Origin of the sequence: Thiopseudomonas acetoxidans (assembly GCF_030362935.1) — a bacterium.
Taxonomy (GTDB): domain Bacteria; phylum Pseudomonadota; class Gammaproteobacteria; order Pseudomonadales; family Pseudomonadaceae; genus Thiopseudomonas; species Thiopseudomonas acetoxidans.
The window spans coordinates 1-18,280 of record NZ_JAUCDY010000008.1 but is presented as its reverse complement, the minus strand read 5'-3'; the positions used below and the strand labels follow the sequence as shown (position 1 = coordinate 18,280).

Here is an 18,280-nt window from a genome sequence, read left to right as displayed (position 1 = left end):
CTATAAGCCCAAAGAAAAGCTCAAAATACCCGACGTTCGAGACGCTGAGTCCAGCGCATTAATAGATTAGCAGCCAAGGATTATAGATACAGGCGCGCGCGCGCCAGCAGTCGATAAAAATATTCTCTAATAATCGATGGCACGATTTTAAACACCCTGAGCAAAAACCATAACCCACCCAAATGCCGGGTTATTTCCAGTGCGGCATTGGTGCGAGCAAAACACTGCCCGCTTTTGAACAAAATAAAACTGTCTTCGCTCAACCCTTGAATGCCATGTTTTGTCATCAGCTGTTGGGCTGTTTCACTTTGCATAGAAGAAAATTTAAACACCTCCTGCGCATCTCTTTTGATAATGAAATTAACTGCACCATTGCAATGGTTACACGCGCCATCAAAAATAATTACTTGGTGTTTTTCCATAACCCCTCCAAGAGCACAAAACGAGAAATTCGGGGACAACACCGCTGCAGCTAACAAAAGCACCTCATTTTAGGTACGCTTCAGCTTTGTATTTGTGGAGCGGCCTTCACAGTGCTGCTTATCTAAAATGACTCACCCACTAAGGAAGCCCTAACCATGGCCAGCGATCTTTACCAAAAAGGTATCAACAAAATCCAAGAACTAACCGCCTCACCTGATAGCAACCCAACGGGGTTTATGAATATCGGCGCAGATTTTCAAGACATAGCACCGGATTTAACCAAGTATGTCGTTGAGTTTGCTTTTGGCGAGATTTATTCACGCCCCGGCTTAGACAACAAACAAAAAGTGCTCACCACCATCACCGCACTGGTTGCCCAAGGCAAACCGCAAATTGCCATGCATATCAAAACGGGGCTGGCGGTGGGCTTAACGCCTGAAGAAATCGTTGGTTGCATTATGCATCTGATTCCCTACACAGGTTTCCCAAGTGTGCTGAATGCGTTAACCGTCACCAAAGAAGTCTTTAAAGAACAAGGCGTAACTGTTGACACCTCAGCTTTGAGCTCCTAGCAGCACGGTATTTTGTGCTGCGGTCGGAATTTCCAAAGGCGCTGACGTTCATTGGTTGATAACCTTTGACTACCAATAGTTCTCCACTGCCACCTGACCGGGCCGGCGCGTAAGTGACAGCTGCATATCTCTGGTTTTCAACAGCTTGCGGCTGTCATCGACCATTTGCGGGTTGCCACAAATCAAAACCCGCGAATCTTCAACACTCAATGGTGTGCCTGCCTTGCGCTCCAACTCTCCGTTTTCAATCAGCTTCGTGATGCGCTGACTTAAACAGCCATCAACCTCCTCGCGGGTAACCACTGGAATAAACTTAAACTTATGCGCATGGGGCTTGATGTATTCGCGGCTGAGTATTTCCCGCAACAGTTCTTGATACGCCAGCTCCGCTTCAGTGCGCACGCTAAACACCAGCACAACAGTGGCGAAGCGCTCCCACACCTCAAAGTCCTGCAAAATAGATAAAAAGGGTGCTACGCCCGTGCCAGTCGCCAGCATCCACAGGTTTTCACCATCGACAAAGCGATCCAAGGTTAAAAAACCCTGCGCTTGTTTTTCGATGAGTATCTCGTCGCACACCTGTAACTGACTCAGTTGTGAAGTGAACTCCCCGTCAGGCACAACGATGGAATAAAACTCCAGAAACTCATCAAAAGGGCTGGAGACCATGGAATAAGCGCGCCACACAATATTGCCCTTACTGGTACGCACGCCTAAACGGGCAAATTGCCCAGCAGTAAAGCGAAATCCGTCAAAGCGAGTGCAACGAAAACTAAATAAATTAGGCGTCCATTGGTGAATTGAAGTTATTGTTTCAACGGTGAATTTTTCCTCTTTGGGATTCATACTCCATCTCCTTAAGTTCTGATGTACTATTCATACGCCTTTTTCAGCCCAATTAAAACAGACAAACTGTATGCCTATTTTTTCTAATCCCTATGCATCTCTTGATTTGGTTCGTGTACCCCAAGACAGTCACGTCTCTTTACAAGCCTTTAATGCGGCTGATGAATACCTGCTAGAAGAACTGCATGCGCGGGCTTTGCCGCCTCACTCATCAGTACTACTGCTCAATGACAGTTTTGGTGCGTTAGCACTCAGTTTGGCTGCGGCGGGTTATCGGGTGACTAGCTGTGGTGACTCCTACTTGGCCGCACAAGGCTTAGGTATTAACCAGCAGCGCAATAGTCTGCAGCATCTCAGTATTGACTTTGTTAGCCAGCCTGAGCAACTTCAGGGACCCTTTGCTGCCGTACTGCTGCACATACCCAAAACTTTAGCCTTACTCGAACAACAATTAATCCGCATACAACCACACATAGATAGCAACAGCTTGGTGGTTGCCGGCGCTATGATCAAACACTTGTCGCGCGCAGCAGGTGAACTGATAGAAAAACACATAGGCCCTGTACAGGCCAGTTTGGCAAAAAAGAAAGCGCGCCTGTTATGGGCAACACCAAGCGGTATACGCACAGCTCAATCACCCTACCCCAGTCGCTATTCAATACCTGAGTACGGACTACAACTGGTTAATCATGCAGGTATTTTTAGCCGTGAAGGGTTGGATATTGGCACCCGTGCTTTTTTACCTCACCTGCCTAACAACCTTGGTCACAAACAGGTCGCCGATCTTGGTTGCGGCAATGGAGTATTGGCGTTGGTTTGTGCCCAGCAGAATCCTGCAGCGGAATTTATTTTGCTGGACGAGGCTTATTCAGCGGTACGCTCCGCTCAAGAAAACTGGCACGCAGCTTTTGCTCAGCGTCCAGCGCAGTTCATCGTGGGTGATGGGTTGGCGGCATTCACGGCCAATAGTTTGGATGTGGTGCTCTGCAATCCGCCCTTCCATCAGCAACAGGTAGTGGGTGATTTTTTGGCGCTGCGTATGTTTCAACAAGCCGCACGCTGCTTGCGTCCCGGCGGTGAGCTTTGGCTGGTCGGCAACAGGCATCTAGGCTATCACGTCAAACTTAAACGTTGGTTTAGCCATGTCGAGCAAATTGCCGCGCTGCCCAAATTTGTCGTGTTGCGCGCAAGTAAGGCCGAGCATGCTTAACTGAATCAAGCTACAAGGATGGTCGCGCACCAAGAAAATCCACATTGCCAATCACATGCGCTATCTTGCCTGACATATAGCGCTGCAGCAGCTTGATGTCTGCCTGCGCTGCCAGAGGTATGTCATACACCTCATCGCCCTGCAAATACTCAAGCAGCGCTGGCTCAAGCTGCTCATGCACGGCTTGCACCAGTGTCTCTGCTGTTTTATCACGCGATACTACAATCAAGCAGCCAATATCATTCAGCGCACCAAATACTTTATCTGACAAAAACGGCTCTTTAACTAAAAACACAAAGCCCAGCCCAAACTCCTGTTCCAGCTTTTTGTGTGTAGTTGCCCAAGCTTTTTTACAGCGCGCATCACGGGTAAATGCGGTAACAGAGAAAGCTACAGGATTGCTTTTGCTTAGATGCTTGAACTGCTCAGGCGCGCCAGAAACCACGCGTGCATCCAGATTGGCATACAGACGCGCCACCACAAAATAGGCAAGTCCTGCCATCAACATCGGCGACAGATCGGGGAAATAAGTGCTGTAACTGACAGAAACAAACAGCACCACAAAGCCAAGCAATTCCAGCGCCGTGAACAGCAAATCCAGTTTCTTAGGTGTGTATTTTGCGCTAAACAAAGCCGCCAGCAAGATCAGGAAGGCAATCGCCACCACGGCCATTAACCACGCGGGAAGCAGCCTGATATAGGTGCCTTGCACAGCATCATTAAGTGCCGTAGCAAGGATTTCGTTGTCATCCATAATCGGATTAATCGGGGTCGGTTTAAGATTGCTAATTCCCGGTGCAGAAGCGCCCAGCACAACATACTTACCTTGGAAGAAACCCGTATCAAACTCGCCCTCACCATTGAGCGCAAGCATATAATCCGAGAAAGACACACGCTGATAAGCGCCGCGTTTATTACGCCAATTCAAATAATAAGGCATTGTATCGACCTGCGGCTGCACCCCAGCCAACGCCAACACACGACCCACCAAGGTTGGCATTTCCCATTCGCCGTCTTGGTGCTGCAAGCTCATTTGCCGCACGATACCGTCATCATCGGCTTGCAGATTGGCTATCCCCATCGACTGCTGCATACCCGCAAGAAACGGAAGCAAAGCAGCCACCGCTGGATCTGCAGCTCCGCGCAAAGTCACTCCAGGAATAGCGCTTGCCTTAAGCTGGCTTTGCTCATCATTAGCAGCCGGCAATCTAACCATTGGATAGGCAGTTACCTGCGTATCCGCGGTAACAAAGTCCAGCAAGGCATCGCTGTCCTCATGCCCCAGATCGGCGTCGGTAAAGAGGATATTAACAATCAGCCCCTTGACCTCGCTGGCTTCGAGCTCGGCAATTGCTTGGGCAAAAACCTCACGCTGCCAAGGCCAACGTCCGTATATCGGCGCCAGCGTGGCGAGGGTTTTCTCATCAATATCTAAAATAACCACATCCGCAGAGGGCGCCGGAGAAGCTAAACGATACTTAAGCACAGAGTCATACACACGCCCATCCACCGTGCCAATTTTGACGTCGAGCACTGTTGCAAAAAACACAGCCATACTGAGCACAAGCGCCAGCAACCAGTAAAATTTAGTACCGGTAGCATGGCATAACCGACTTACCCCTAGAAACAAAGTAGCGCCAGCGGCGGTCATTCCCAGTATTTTGTGTGCTTTTTTCATCAGCGCTTAATCCTTTAGCGATAGTGTTTAATACGCCCTTGTGCAGGACTGAGAACGGCAGCTGCTTCAATATCACTATTCACGACTTTAACGATTTCCTGCTCACGCACCGCAGGAGCCGGATGCGTCGCAAACATGTGCGCCAACGCAGTTTGGTCACGCTTACCATGCAGCTCTAAGCTTTCCAGTACGCGCAGCATGGCGGAAGAGTCATAACCCGCGCGCGCCGCCAACACAAGACCATCACGATCAGCTTCGTACTCGGACGATTTATCCAAACCACGCGCCATCATGTTACCCAGCATAGAGGTTGCCATTTGCGCGATTTTCTTATCGTTTTTCTGGTTAGCCAAATCAGCCCCAAGCGCCACCATCGATTGTTTTTTAATAACATTAAAGTGGTGCTTGTGTACCACGTGCGCTATTTCATGCCCTAACACAGCCGCGAGCTCGTCTTCGGTTTTCAGCAAGTCATACAAACCCTTACTGATTAGCACATAGCCGCCGGGCGCTGAAAACGCATTGACAGATGTGGTATCAAGTACGCCAAACGTCCAAGGCAAGTCTGGACGCTCTGATTGACTGGCTATATTTCTGCCCACCAGATTGACGTAGTTTTGAATTTTTTTGTTGGTATGCAGCTTGGCCGCACCGAGGATCATCGAAGCCATATCCTGCCCCATGGCCACTTCTTCCTCAGTTGACTCAGTCTTGACCAGCCCAACCAGCACGTTTAATGCAGCGGCCTCGGTGCTCTTTTTATCGGATGAGCTTGATTCAGTGGTGGGGTTGTTTAGCGGTAGATTTTTAAGCCGCTCCGCAAACTTACCCAAACCCCACGCCTGCGTTGCAGTTAAGCTCATAGTTGTGAGCAAGATAGCCAGCGTTACTTTCTTTATTGAGTTCATCATTACTTCCTTTTCAGCCAGCTGCTTGATTTTTTGGATTTAGCTTGCGTGCCCGTTTGCACATAATCAAGCGTGCGCGTTTGCAGTTTACCCGCTTTGGCGAAAGCAGCGGCGCTGTCTTTGCTTTCCATAAAAGCAACCAGCTTGGCGAACTCTTCAGGATTAGGTTGAGCTTTTTCCAAGTCACCGCCATCCAGTCCTCTGACACCCGAAGTGGAAACGATATTACCACTGGCCTGACGACCCGTTTCCAATGAAGCAAGCCCCACACTGGATGATTCGGCTTTAACGTTATTAAGCTTAGTCCAGCCCACCACTTCACCGGCTTTTACCTGCACCCAAAACCCTTTTTTTGCCAGCACGCTCACTTCTTGGCCTTTTTTTCCTTGCCCCGCTGCAGCAGCTTTCGGGCTCGGCTCTGCGAGTAAGTCTTGATCCGATAATAGCGTTTCTGCAAACGTATTCGTGGAGATAACTAATCCGCCCATCAAGGCACAGCTTAGCGTTAGTGTTTGAAGTCGAAATTTCATAGAGCTCCCCTCATAAGTCGACCTATGTATGACTTAGTATCAGTCCCTTCGCTGCCGACACGTTCGCACGGCAGTCTAATTGAATATTCACCTAAACGCGATAGTCTACAGCACCATCGCTGCAATCCAACCAAATACGATTAGCGGAATATTGTAGTGAATAAAAGTGGGCACGACTGTATCCCAAATATGGTTATGCTGACCGTCCATATTTAAACCCGCGGTTGGACCTAGCGTAGAGTCCGAAGCAGGTGAACCTGCATCACCCAACGCACCGGCGGTGCCCACTAGACTTACAATCGCCAAAGGACCAAAGCCCAATTGCACTGCTAAGGGTACAAAAATAGCGGCGATAATCGGCACCGTAGAGAACGATGAGCCAATTCCCATCGTCACCAACAAGCCCACCAACAACATCAACAACGCGCCAGTCGCTTTGCTGTCGCCAATAATCGCCACGGAGGCATCAACCAAGGTTTGCACTTGACCTGTTTCGCGCATGACCTCGGCAAACCCCGAGGCGGCAATCATGATAAAGCCAATCATAGCCATCATTTTCATGCCTTCGGTAAACAAGTCATCCACCTCTTTCCAACGCACCACACCGGAAATAGAAAACACCACAAAGCCACATAGCGCGCCGATAATCATTGAACCCAGCCACAACTGAGCAGCAAAGGCTACTATTACCGCGACAGCAGCCGCTAGCAGGCTTTTAGGGTTATAGGAGCTAGTAGTTTTAACCGACTCTTGTCGCTCAGGCAGTGCATAGACGCGCTTGCCACGGTAACTGAAGAAAATGGCCGTTAATAAGCCCACCAGCATACCTAGTGCAGGAATCGCCATGGCTTGCATCACACTAATATCAGCCACCTCTACCCCGCCGCGCGCCACATTGGCCAGCAAGATTTCTTTTAAGAAAATCCCACCAAAGCCCACGGGTAAAAACATATAGGGCGTAATCAAACCAAAGGTCAGCACGCAAGCGATCAAGCGGCGATCCAACTGCAGCTTGCTCATTACATACAGCAACGGTGGCACCAGCAGCGGTACAAAGGCTATGTGAATGGGCAGTATGTTTTGCGAGGAAATCGCCGCAATCAGCAGTAAAGCCACCAGCATCAGCTTGACCATCTCGACGCCCTTGCCCTCTTGTCGACCGATCATGGCCAGAATTTTTTCGGCTAAAGCATCGGCCACACCGGACTTACCAATGGCTACCGCAAACGCGCCCAGCAATGCATAGGACAAAGCAACTGTTGCCCCACCACCCAAACCTTTATTAAAAGCTGCTAGGGTGTTTTCGACACCCAAACCGCCCAGCAAACCACCGGTAATAGCCCCTATAATCAGCGCTGCCACAACATGCACACGGAGCAAACTAAGCACCAGCATGAGCGCAACGGCCACAACAACAGCGTTCATCATTAATCCTTTTTGATTTTAAAACGCGCGTACTGTGCGTCAATACAGCCTTAGAGTCAAAAAATAATTGCAATTAAGCCCACAGTCTTGCCAAGCCTAGGCTTCTTTGTATACTGCAAAATATGCGTATAAAAAACACTAGCCCCCAAGTTCATTTCCGTTCCTTTTGGATAATTTTGCTCTGTTCTTTACTGCTTAACAGCTGTACAGATGACAGCCCTTTTAAGACGCTTACTGTTCTAGAAAAAATCAAAGAACAAGGCACGCTGCATGTGATTACCCGCAATACGCCTGCCACTTACTTCCAAGACAAAAATGGCGAAACCGGCTTTGAGTATGAACTGGTTAAACGCTTTGCCGAACACCTTGGCGTCGAACTAGCCATAGAAACAGCTGATAACATCGAGCTGTTGTTTGCACGCCTACAAGACCCCAAAGGCCCTGCACTGCTGGCGGCGGGCATCACGTACAGCCCAAGACGTGAACACCAAGCCAAGTTCACCGATGGGTATTTAGATGTTGTGCCGCAGGTTATTTATAACAGTCGCTCAAAACGACCCAAACAAGCCAAAGATCTTGTCGGTAAACGTATTTTAATCGTCAAAGACAGCGTGCATGAAGAACGCCTATTGCAGCTGCAACAAGAACATCCCGAGCTAAGTTTTGAGGTCTCTGACCAAGTAGAAACAATCGACTTGCTGCGCATGGTGGACGAAAACCAAATTGATGCCACCTTGGTTAACTCCAACGAGCTGGCGATGAATCAGGTTTATTTCCCCAATATCCAACTTGCGTTTAGCTTGAATCCCAGTATGCAGCTGCAATGGGCTTTAAACCGGGCATTTACCACACTAGACGACAGCCTAATCACTGAAATTAATACGTTTTTCAGCCGGCTTGAGCAAGATGAAACTATCTCTCAGCTTAGTGAGCGTTATTTTGGTCACGTCGATACGCTTGGTTATGTGGGGGTTAATTCGTTTGCCAAACACCTACAACAACGTCTACCACGCTACGAAACCTCTTTTCGCCGCAATGCGACCAAGTTTAATTTAGACTGGCGTTTATTAGCTGCTACGGCCTACCAAGAATCACACTGGGATCCTATGGCACGCTCTAAGACAGGGGTGCGCGGGATTATGATGCTAACCATGGCTACGGCGAAAGAAGTGAACGTCATGAACCGTCTAGATCCATTACAAAGTATTCGCGGTGGCGCGCAATACTTAGCACAAATGCTCGATCGCCTTGATGATGGCGTACGTGAACAGGACAGACTGTGGTTTGCCTTAGCCGCTTACAACGTTGGTTTAGGTCATTTAGAAGATGCGCGTATGCTGACGGAAAAAGCCGGTTTTAACCCCAACAGTTGGCTGGATGTACGTCTGCACTTACCGCGCTTAGCGGAAAAACAGTGGTACAGCCAAACCCGTTATGGCTATGCCCGTGGCGGCGAGCCGGTACACTATGTCAATAATATTCGCCGTTATTACGACATTCTTACCTGGGTCACTCAACCACAGTTGGAAGACACCAGCATTGCGGGGCAAATTCTGCATGCCCCGGGAATTAAAACACAAACAACTACTGAGAATTAACGCGCTGCAGTAAAGCAGAGCCCCACGACAGCCCCACACCAAAACCGCTAATCAGCACATTCTTCCATTGCGGATTATCCGCATAGTGCTCAAGTAGCATAGGGATGGAAGAAGAAACTGTATTGCCAGCACCAAACATATCCTTGATGACTTTCTCGGCATGCTCTTCACCCAGACGCTTAGCAATCGCGTCAACAATTGCACCACTGCCCTGATGCAGACAAATCGCTTGTACATCAGCAAAGCTCAGTCCAACCTTATCGAGCACTTCCTGCATATTGGGAATAATTTTTACACTGGCGAAATTAAATACCTGACGACCATTCATAAAGAAATGGCCGTCTTCAACCTTCAGATACTCAGCCCCTGCGCCATCACCACCAAAGCTTTGCGCGCTTAATTTCCACACAGGCTCATCACTGGTCATCCAGGTAGCTGTAGCGGCATCGCCAAACAGCAAAGTAGTCATGCGGTCATTGCGATCCATGATTTTTGAGTAGGGATCCGCGGTAACCATTACCGCATTTTTCATGCCTGTAGCCTGCATAAAGCCTTGCACTATATATAAGCCGTACACATAGCCAGAACAGCCTAAAGAAATATCAAAACACGCGGTGGTCGTTGGCAAACCAAGTTTGTGCTGCGCGATTGCTGAGGTATGTGGCAACGCCTCGGCATCACCATTTTGTGTAATCACCACCAAGGCTTGGATATCTTCTTTTTTTAGCTGTGGGTTCTTCGCTAATAAATTGTCTACGGCCTTGACGCACAGATCGGAGGTTTCCTGCGCCTCATCCTTTACCGATAAGGTCTTAGTGCCTAGCTTATTGACCACAAACTCTTCGTCACGCCCAAACGACTGTGCCTGCGCAACGTTATCAATTCTGCCTTCCGGGATGTAACTTGCTATGCTGCGAATACCGATCATTGTGTTTTTTCCAATACTAAAGAAAGCGCTGAATAATGTTTGCAAGGCCGTCAGGGCTAGGCGCAAAGACCAACGGGAGTAACAGCCAAAGGCTGGCCCAAAGGGTGAGCGCGAGCGAATCAAATCGGCGAAAAAGCGCAGTTTACACGAAGTAAATGAGCATTTTGAGCCGATTTTTAACAACGCCCTAACAACGTAGATAATTATTCAGTGCTTACTAAACTCGCACGGATGACTAGCGGCTCTAGTTCAGACTTGCCAGTCACCAACAGCTAAAAATATATACTTCAAATAGAGTACACCAACCAACAATACCCTCTGTGACGCAGTAACATACACAAACGACACATACACTACCATAGGCTAAAAGACGTAAGCTTAATCTTTACCGACACTCAAACGCCTATCCATTGAAAACACTTAAAACTCAAGCCAAAACTATGCAGCTATCTTACCAAGTTAAACTTCCAAATAATTTCCGCGTGCAGGATTTTCTCTCTTTTTATCTGCGCGATCCGCACAGTCCCTCTGAAAAAATTGACGGACAAACCATTATTAAGGCGTTGATGTACCAACAGCAGCCAGCATTATTGAGCTTGGTTTTTACTCCTTCACATGTACAAGCTGAACTGCAAATTGATAACCCTGCTAAGGGTTCATATGCGCAAGAACCCTTTAATGCTTGGATTGAACACATTACCGGGCTTCAGCAGGATGTCAGCGGTTTTGAGCAAGCCTTCTTAACGCATCCACAGTTGGGCGCTATTATTCAACAGCAACGAGGCTTACGTTTTGCCCAAACCACCACGCCGTTTGAAGCCGTGAGCTGGGCCATACTTGGGCAACAGGTCAGCGTTGCCGCTGCTGTGAGTTTACGCAGAAAACTTATTCAGCTTATTAATCACAGCCACAGCAGTGGCTTTTTGTGTTACCCAAATGCGCAGCAGGTTAGCCAGTTTAGTGTTGAACAACTTAGAAGTGTTGGCCTGTCAAACACTAAAGCCCAAGCGCTGCAAACGGTTAGCCAGCAAATCGCTGGGGGTGTGATTCAGATTGATTATCAAAGTAACGCACAGCAAGTAGAGCAGCTACAAGAGCAATTACTGCGCATACGCGGCATCGGTCCGTGGACGGTCAATTACACACTGATGCGCGGCTGTGCTTGGCTAGATAGCTCAGTGCATGGCGATGCGGCTGTACAGCGCTATTTAAAAATAGTGCTCAACCAAGAAACCATCAGCGCCAAACAAACCCAAGCCTGGCTCGCCCAATTTGCCCCTTGGCGCGCGCTGGCAGCGGCGCATCTGTGGCAATCAGCCGGCCTAGCGGCATAACGCGTCAGCTGGGGTTTGACTTCTTGAATGGAGCGCACTCCACTTCGCGCAAAAGTTGCGCTCCCGCAGGTGCAGCGCCTTGGTGCAAAAACAACAGCACAGAATGCCCACCCGTCCTTTGGTTGGAGCGCTAAGCCGTAATCTCTGCCGAAACTCCAGCGGTTAACTGCAACAGATCGTCAGCCTGCAATTCAATCTCCAAACCTCGCCTGCCGGCACTGACAAAGATAGTCGCAAAATCCGCAGCACTTTGATCCACAAAGGTACGCAACGCTTTTTTCTGTCCTAGAGGACTTATCCCGCCCAAAAGATAACCTGTGGTGCGCTGCGCCTGCTGGGGATCAGCCATTTCAAGTTTCTTCACCTTAGCTGCACTGGCAAGCTGTTTTAAATTCAAACTGTTCTTAACCGGCAAAATCGCCACCAACAGCTCTTTGGCTTCTGTTTGCACCAGCAACGTTTTAAATACCCGCGCTGGATCTAAAGCCAGCTTTTCCGCTGCTTCTAGGCCATAGGAAGCTGCACGGGGATCATGCTCATAGCTATGTATTTGATAGTTTATTTTTTTCTTCTTAAGCAAATTGATCGCTGGAGTCATCTACAGAACCCTTGAAATAAATACTCACGCTTTGTCGGTTTACTAACATACATCAATGTATGTATATTACTGCCCTACCCAAAAACACTGTATTCTACGCTTAATAGAGTTCATAATTAGAGTTGCTTTTTTCCCTCGCGTCAGCATTAACGCAGACATAATAAAAACAGCTCAAAATCATCTGCTAGGCACTCACCAAGGTTCTTCTAGCTAGGTAGCTCTAATTAGTCGGTATTTTATTTTTATTGTTGTTTAAAGTGACCACGTTACTTTAAGTGTTACAACCCAATTTCAGGACTGCTCGACATGAATCATCCTTTTTCTCGCGCCAAGGCTTTATCGTTAACTTTGGCTACCAGCCTATTGATCAGCGCTTGTAATGCACCCGATGAAACCCCGCAGCAAGCCCAGCCTGCACCCAAAGTGGGCATCTACACTATCACTACCCAAGCCTACACTCTCACCAGCGAACTCCCGGGGCGTACTGCTGCGTATCGCATCGCTGAAGTTCGGCCACAGGTTAGTGGAATCGTTTTACAGCGCTTATTTAAAGAAGGCAGCGAGGTTAAGGCTAATCAGCAGCTGTACCAAATCGATCCCGCTATCTATGCCGCCACACTGAAGAGCGCACAAGCAAGCTACCTTTCAGCAAGCTCCTTAGCTGAGCGCTATAAAACCCTAGTGGCCGACCAAGCGGTTAGCCGTCAGCAATACGACGATGCTAAAGCCGCCAGCCTACAGGCAGAAGCCGCTCTTGAAAAAGCCAAAATTGACCTGCAGTACACCAAAGTGCTTGCACCTATTTCAGGTCGTATTGGACGCTCCTCGGTAAGCGAAGGGGCGCTGGTTAATAACGGCCAAGTACAAGAACTGGCTGTTATCCAACAACTGGACCCTATTTATGTGGATGTAACCCAATCCGCTAATGATTTGCTACGTTTACGCCGCGAAATGGCCAGCGGTCAGCTGGAAAAAGCTGGCGAAACTGCAGCACAGGTGAGCTTAAAGCTACAAGACGGCAGCGTCTATCCGCACCAAGGCACACTTGAGTTTTCTGAGGTTTCTGTAGATCCCAGTACCGGCTCTGTCACGCTGCGCGCAGTATTCCCCAACCCCGACGGTTTGCTATTACCCGGCATGTTTGTCCAAGCCAGCCTTGTTTCTGGTGTTAACAGCCAAGCTATCTTGGCACCTCAGCAAGGTGTATCACGCAACCCAAGAGGAGATGCTATCGCCATGGTTGTCAACCAAGACAATCAAGTCGAATTGCGCACCCTTAAAGCAGAAAGAACCTCTGGCAATTTCTGGCTCGTCAGCGAAGGTTTGCAGGACGGCGACCGAATCATTACTGAAGGGCTACAGTTTATTCAGCCGGGCGTGACCGTAGAAACTTATCCGGCTAAAAATGTGGCGCACAGCAACTCCACCGATTCAGCCAAATAAGCGAGTTACTTCATGTCGAATTTTTTTATTGATCGCCCCATTTTTGCTTGGGTTCTCGCCCTCGTAACCATGTTGATTGGTGGCTTGTCTATTTTAAAGCTGCCCGTTAACCAATACCCCAGCATTGCACCGCCCACCGTTGGCATTAGCGTGTCCTACCGTGGTGCTTCAGCTAAGACAGTGCAAGATACCGTCGTGCAGGTGATTGAGCAGCAGCTCAACGGCCTTGATGGTCTGCGTTATATTTCCTCGGAAAGCAACTCGGACGGTAGCATGTCCATTAGCGTGACCTTTGAACCAACCACCGACCCCGATGTCGCGCAGGTGCAGGTACAAAACAAGCTACAGCTAGCCACACCGCTGCTGCCCCAAGAAGTGCAACAACAGGGAATTCGCGTGACCAAATCCGCGCGTAACTTCTTAATGGTGTTGGGTTTCGTCTCCGAAGACGGCAGCATGGACAAGAATGACATTGCTGATTATGTTATCTCCAACGTACAGGATGCTATTTCTCGTACTGCTGGCGTGGGTGACTTCCAGGTGTTTGGTGCGCAGTATGCGATGCGTATCTGGCTTGATCCCGCCAAACTGAATAACTTCGCGTTAACACCCGTTGATGTCGCCAATGCCATACGCACACAAAACGTACAGGTTTCATCGGGACAGCTTGGCGGCTTGCCGGCCTCACCCGGCCAACAACTCACAGCGACTATTATTGGTAAAACCCGTCTAGAAACACCGGAGCAGTTTGGCAATATTTTGCTGAAAGTGAAAAATGACGGTGCACAAGTCCGTCTGAAAGATGTTGCCGATATTGAGTTTGGTGGTGAAAACTACGCCATTACCGCTGAGTTTAACGGCATGCCGGCAACGGGTTTAGGTATCAAATTGGCAACCGGTGCCAACGCACTCGATACCGCCAAAGCAGTACGGCAAACCATTGCTGAAATTGAACCCTTCTTTCCGCAAGGTTTAAAAGTTGTCTACCCTTATGACACCACGCCCGTAATTTCCGCTTCCATTAAAGGTGTAGTCATCACCCTAGCCGAAGCCTTTGCGCTGGTGTTCTTAGTGATGTACTTATTCCTGCAAAACCTGCGCGTTACGCTTATTCCCGCATTAGCCGTGCCTGTGGTTATTCTAGGAACCTTTGGTGTGTTGGCTGCCTTTGGTTACAGCATTAACACCCTCACCATGTTTGCCATGGTTTTGGCTATTGGTTTGCTGGTGGATGACGCCATTGTGGTGGTTGAAAACGTTGAACGGGTGATGGAAGAAGAGGGTTTGCCGCCGCTTGAAGCCACCCGTAAGTCGATGGGGCAGATTCAAGGCGCACTGGTCGGTATTGGCTTGGTGTTGTCGGCGGTATTTATTCCTATGGCCTTCTTTGAGGGTTCTGTAGGTGCTATTTACAAGCAGTTCTCCGTCACCATTGTTGCAGCGATGGTGCTTTCGGTGCTGGTAGCGTTAATCTTTACCCCGGCGCTGTGCGTCACCATGCTTAAACCTATCCCCAAAGGTCAAAATATTGAAAAACGTGGTTTTTTTGGCTGGTTTAACCGCTCCTTTCAAAAAGGTGTCAATGGCTATGAACGCGGTGTAGGCAGCATCTTACGTCGTAAAGCACCCTACTTCTTTTTGTACCTAATCATTGTCGCCATTATGGGCTGGATGTTTACTAAGATTCCTAGCGCGTTCTTGCCGGATGAGGACCAAGGCGTTCTTTACGCGCAAGTGCAAACACCAGCTGGTTCTAGTTTTGAGCGCACCTATGATGTAGTTAAGCAGATGCGCGAATATTTACTCACAGAAGAGGCAGACACCGTACGCTCTGTGTTTACCATTAACGGTTTTAACTTTGCCGGTCGTGGACAAAACTCAGCCATGGCGTTTATTGGCTTAAAACCTTGGGAAGAGCGTACTCGTCCTGAGCAGAATGTATTCTCGCTAGCACAGCGAGCGCAAATGCATTTCTTCTCATTGCGTGATGCCATGGTGTTTGCCTTTGCCCCGCCTGCGGTAATGGAGCTGGGTAACGCCTCGGGCTTTAACTTTTTCTTACAAGATCGCGCCAGTGTGGGCCATGAAACCTTAAGTCAGGCACGTGACCAGTTCGTGCAACTGGCTAACCAAGACCCGCGCTTATTCCAAGTGCGTCCGAACGGCTTGCGTGATGAGGCGCAGTTTCAGCTGACTATTGATGATGAAAAAGCCAGCAGCATGGGCATTACCCTCAGCGACATCAACCAAACCCTGTCTATCGGTTGGGGCAGTAGTTATATCAATGACTTTATCGACCGCGGTCGGGTTAAGAAAGTCATGCTGCAAGGTCAAGCTGATGCACGCATGAACCCGGAAGACTTAGACAAATGGTACGTACGCAACAACGAAGGTAAGATGATTGCGTTCTCCAGTTTTGCATCCGGCGAGTGGGTGTTTGGCCCACCCAAGCTATCGCGTTATAACGGTATTGCAGCAATGGAAATCCAAGGTGCAGCTGCGCCGGGCTACAGTTCGGGTGACGCTATGCTGGCCGTAGAAGAAATTATGCAAAAAATGCCTGCAGGTATCGGCATGTCGTGGACGGGACTTTCCTATGAAGAGCGTCTCTCGGGCGACCAAGCATTATCGCTCTACGCCATTTCGATCTTGGTTGTATTTCTCTGTCTAGCGGCTCTGTATGAAAGCTGGTCAGTACCCTTTGCCGTGATTTTAGTCGTACCCTTGGGAATCATTGGTGCGTTACTCGCCACCTACGGTCGCGGTCTGTCCAATGACGTTTATTTCCAAATTGGCTTACTCACCACTATTGGCTTGTCCTCACGTAACGCCATTTTGATTGTTGAATTTGCTAAGTCTTTGTACGAGCAAGGTATGGGACTGACTGAGGCAACCATTGAAGCCTGCCGTATTCGTTTCCGTCCCATCATTATGACCTCACTGGCGTTTATCCTTGGGGTAACACCGCTGGCCATTTCCTCAGGTGCCGGTGCGGGCAGTAAACATGCCATTGGTACAGGTGTGATTGGCGGGATGATTGCAGCCATGGTAATGGCCGTATTCTTTGTGCCCTTCTTCTATGTGATAGTCACCAGTTTATTTAGCCGCAAAGCCAATACAAATACACAGGAGAATGCAGAATGAAGCTCCGCACTTTAACCTTGGCTGCTGCCTTAGGTCTTAGCGGCTGTAGCATGGCGCCAAAATACCAACAGCCCGAAGCACCCTTTGCGGCAAGCTGGCAAGCACAAGCACAGCAAAACGCAGAAACGCCTGATTGGCAGCATTTCTTTGCGGATGAAAACCTGCAGCTCTTAATTGAAACAGCGCTTGAGCACAATAAAGATTTACGAGTTGCAGCACTCAACGTCGAAGCCTTTCGCGCGCAGTACCGCATTGATCGTAGTGCGCTATTCCCTGCTGTGGATGCAGCTGGTGGCGGCAACAGACAACGTATTCCCAAAAATATGTCTCCCACAGAGGAGTCGACTATTAACAGTCAGTACTCCGCCTCTTTGGGTATCACAGCGTGGGAAATCGACTTTTTCGGCCGTTTAAACAGCTTGCGTCAACAGGCATTAGAAACCTATTTTGCTAGTGAGCAAGCCCAGCGCAGTGCCGAACTCAGCCTCATCGCCAACGTCGCTACGGCTTGGTTAAGCCATCAAGCCGATCAGGCTTCCTTGGCACTAGTGCAATCCACCTTAGAGACCTATGAAAGCAGCCTAAAACTGGTGCAAAGCCGCTATGACGCAGGCGTTGCTTCAGCGCTGGAGCTACAACAAGCCCGTACGGCTGCTGATAATGCCCGCGTAAGTCTGGCGCAATTCCAGCGTCAGGTTGCGCAAAGCCGCAATGCCTTACAGATGGTTTTAGGCGCACCTATTCCTGAATTAAAGCAAAACGTGGAGCTGTCTAGCGTGCAGCTTGCAGAGTTGCCGGTTGCGCTACCGGCAGAACTGCTACAGCGTCGCCCAGATATCCTACAAGCTGAGCATCAGCTTAAAGCGGCCAACGCCAATATCGGTGCGGCACGTGCAGCTTTCTTTCCCAGTATTAGCCTCACGACTACGGCTGGCAGCATGAGCAATGAGCTCTCTGACTTGTTCAGTTCTGGCAGCGGTACTTGGTTGTTTCAACCCCAGTTGCGCCTGCCGATCTTTAACTCAGGTCGACTCAAAGCCAGCTTAGATTACAGCAAAGTGCAAAAAGATATACGCATTGCGCAGTACGAAAAAAGCATTCAAACCGCTTTCCAAGAAGTGGCTGATGGACTAATCGCACGCAGCACCTACAACGAGCAGCTGGCTGCGCAAGATAAGCTGCTGGAATCCAGCCAAGCCTACCTTGATTTGGCCGAACGCCGTTACCGCGAAGGGGTGGATAACCAACTCACCTTGCTTGATGCCCAGCGTTTACTCTTCAGCACTCAGCAACAACGCATCAATACGCAACTGGCGCTGCTGACCAGCGAGATCAATCTCTATAAATCTCTGGGTGGTAGCTACCAAGCAACAAGCGAAACCGCGGAGTAGCTTTAATTTTTGGGAGCGCAACTCTTGCGCGATTGATTGCCCAGCAGTACCGAAGCTGGTTTTTAGTCCGCATCGCCCAGAAGCTGGGCTGCCACAAAAGCGGTGCTGTGTAACGCACTCTTAGGTAGGAGCGCAACTCTTGCGCGAATGATTGCCCTGCAGCACCGAAGCTGGCTTTTAGTCCGCATCGCCCAGAAGCTGGGCTGCCACAAAAGCGGTGCTGTGTAACGCACTCTTAGGTAGGAGCGCAAC

At 49.2% G+C, this 18,280-nt stretch carries 15 protein-coding genes; 7 read left to right on the top strand and 8 right to left on the bottom strand.

What is annotated here, in order from left to right; translation table 11 throughout:
- Window positions 1–80: 80 nt before the first annotated feature.
- Window positions 81–479, bottom strand: coding sequence for a thiol-disulfide oxidoreductase DCC family protein (locus QEZ41_RS07725; protein WP_289410826.1), 399 nt, complete (start codon window positions 477–479; stop codon window positions 81–83).
- Between the two features lie 99 nt (window positions 480–578).
- Here QEZ41_RS07725 and QEZ41_RS07720 point away from each other — a divergent pair, with 99 nt between their 5' ends.
- Window positions 579–995 carry a carboxymuconolactone decarboxylase family protein gene (locus tag QEZ41_RS07720; RefSeq protein ID WP_289410825.1) on the top strand — a complete coding sequence of 139 codons (417 nt, stop codon included), beginning with the start codon at window positions 579–581 and terminating at the stop codon, window positions 993–995.
- Between the two features lie 69 nt (window positions 996–1,064).
- Here the strand turns inward: QEZ41_RS07720 and QEZ41_RS07715 are convergent, their stop codons facing one another.
- On the bottom strand, window positions 1,065–1,841 hold the full coding sequence (locus QEZ41_RS07715; protein WP_289410824.1) for a ferredoxin--NADP reductase: 777 nt from the start codon (window positions 1,839–1,841) through the stop codon (window positions 1,065–1,067).
- A 70-nt stretch (window positions 1,842–1,911) separates the two neighbouring features.
- On the opposite strand from QEZ41_RS07715, the gene QEZ41_RS07710 reads away from it, so the two are divergent.
- A complete protein-coding gene (locus QEZ41_RS07710; RefSeq protein WP_289410823.1) occupies window positions 1,912–3,051 on the top strand; it encodes a methyltransferase in 1,140 nt (379 codons plus the stop codon).
- A gap of 10 nt (window positions 3,052–3,061) precedes the next feature.
- Here QEZ41_RS07710 and QEZ41_RS07705 read toward each other — a convergent pair whose 3' ends face one another.
- The 4 genes from QEZ41_RS07705 to QEZ41_RS07690 all read right to left on the bottom strand — a co-directional run bounded on the left by QEZ41_RS07705 (window position 3,062) and on the right by QEZ41_RS07690 (window position 7,592).
- Complete coding sequence (locus QEZ41_RS07705) at window positions 3,062–4,729, bottom strand: CHASE2 domain-containing protein (protein ID WP_289410822.1); 1,668 nt, start codon at window positions 4,727–4,729, stop codon at window positions 3,062–3,064.
- A gap of 14 nt (window positions 4,730–4,743) precedes the next feature.
- The gene (locus QEZ41_RS07700) at window positions 4,744–5,640 is read right to left on the bottom strand and encodes a M48 family metalloprotease (RefSeq protein WP_289410821.1); all 897 of its coding nucleotides are present in this window, start codon (window positions 5,638–5,640) and stop codon (window positions 4,744–4,746) included.
- Entirely contained in the window at window positions 5,640–6,167 is a 528-nt protein-coding gene (locus tag QEZ41_RS07695) for a hypothetical protein (RefSeq protein ID WP_289410820.1), read from the bottom strand. The genes QEZ41_RS07700 and QEZ41_RS07695 overlap by 1 nt, the downstream gene beginning before the upstream one ends.
- Window positions 6,168–6,272: 105 nt before the next feature.
- On the bottom strand, window positions 6,273–7,592 hold the full coding sequence (locus QEZ41_RS07690) for a Na+/H+ antiporter family protein (protein ID WP_289410819.1): 1,320 nt from the start codon (window positions 7,590–7,592) through the stop codon (window positions 6,273–6,275).
- Between the two features lie 122 nt (window positions 7,593–7,714).
- On the opposite strand from QEZ41_RS07690, the gene mltF reads away from it, so the two are divergent.
- The gene (gene mltF / locus QEZ41_RS07685; protein WP_434556803.1) at window positions 7,715–9,190 is read left to right on the top strand and encodes a membrane-bound lytic murein transglycosylase MltF; all 1,476 of its coding nucleotides are present in this window, start codon (window positions 7,715–7,717) and stop codon (window positions 9,188–9,190) included.
- Here the strand turns inward: mltF and QEZ41_RS07680 are convergent.
- Entirely contained in the window at window positions 9,177–10,118 is a 942-nt protein-coding gene (locus tag QEZ41_RS07680; RefSeq protein ID WP_289410816.1) for a ketoacyl-ACP synthase III, read from the bottom strand. The genes mltF and QEZ41_RS07680 overlap by 14 nt on opposite strands.
- A 440-nt stretch (window positions 10,119–10,558) precedes the next feature.
- On the opposite strand from QEZ41_RS07680, the gene QEZ41_RS07675 reads away from it, so the two are divergent.
- Window positions 10,559–11,452, top strand: coding sequence for a DNA-3-methyladenine glycosylase family protein (locus QEZ41_RS07675; RefSeq protein WP_289410815.1), 894 nt, complete (start codon window positions 10,559–10,561; stop codon window positions 11,450–11,452).
- Between the two features lie 130 nt (window positions 11,453–11,582).
- On the opposite strand, the gene ybaK is transcribed toward QEZ41_RS07675, so the two are convergent.
- On the bottom strand, window positions 11,583–12,050 hold the full coding sequence (gene ybaK, locus QEZ41_RS07670; protein WP_289410814.1) for a Cys-tRNA(Pro) deacylase: 468 nt from the start codon (window positions 12,048–12,050) through the stop codon (window positions 11,583–11,585).
- A gap of 306 nt (window positions 12,051–12,356) precedes the next feature.
- Here ybaK and QEZ41_RS07665 point away from each other — a divergent pair, with 306 nt between their 5' ends.
- From QEZ41_RS07665 to QEZ41_RS07655, 3 genes are read left to right on the top strand one after another with little or no spacing between them, the layout of a single operon-like run.
- Complete coding sequence (locus QEZ41_RS07665) at window positions 12,357–13,493, top strand: efflux RND transporter periplasmic adaptor subunit (protein WP_289410813.1); 1,137 nt, start codon at window positions 12,357–12,359, stop codon at window positions 13,491–13,493.
- Between the two features lie 12 nt (window positions 13,494–13,505).
- A complete protein-coding gene (locus QEZ41_RS07660) occupies window positions 13,506–16,637 on the top strand; it encodes an efflux RND transporter permease subunit (RefSeq protein ID WP_289410812.1) in 3,132 nt (1,043 codons plus the stop codon).
- Window positions 16,634–18,028: an efflux transporter outer membrane subunit gene (locus QEZ41_RS07655; RefSeq protein WP_289410811.1), complete on the top strand. Its 1,395-nt coding sequence runs from the start codon at window positions 16,634–16,636 to the stop codon at window positions 18,026–18,028. Before QEZ41_RS07660 ends, QEZ41_RS07655 begins: the two co-directional genes overlap by 4 nt.
- The last annotated feature ends 252 nt before the right edge of the window (window positions 18,029–18,280 follow it).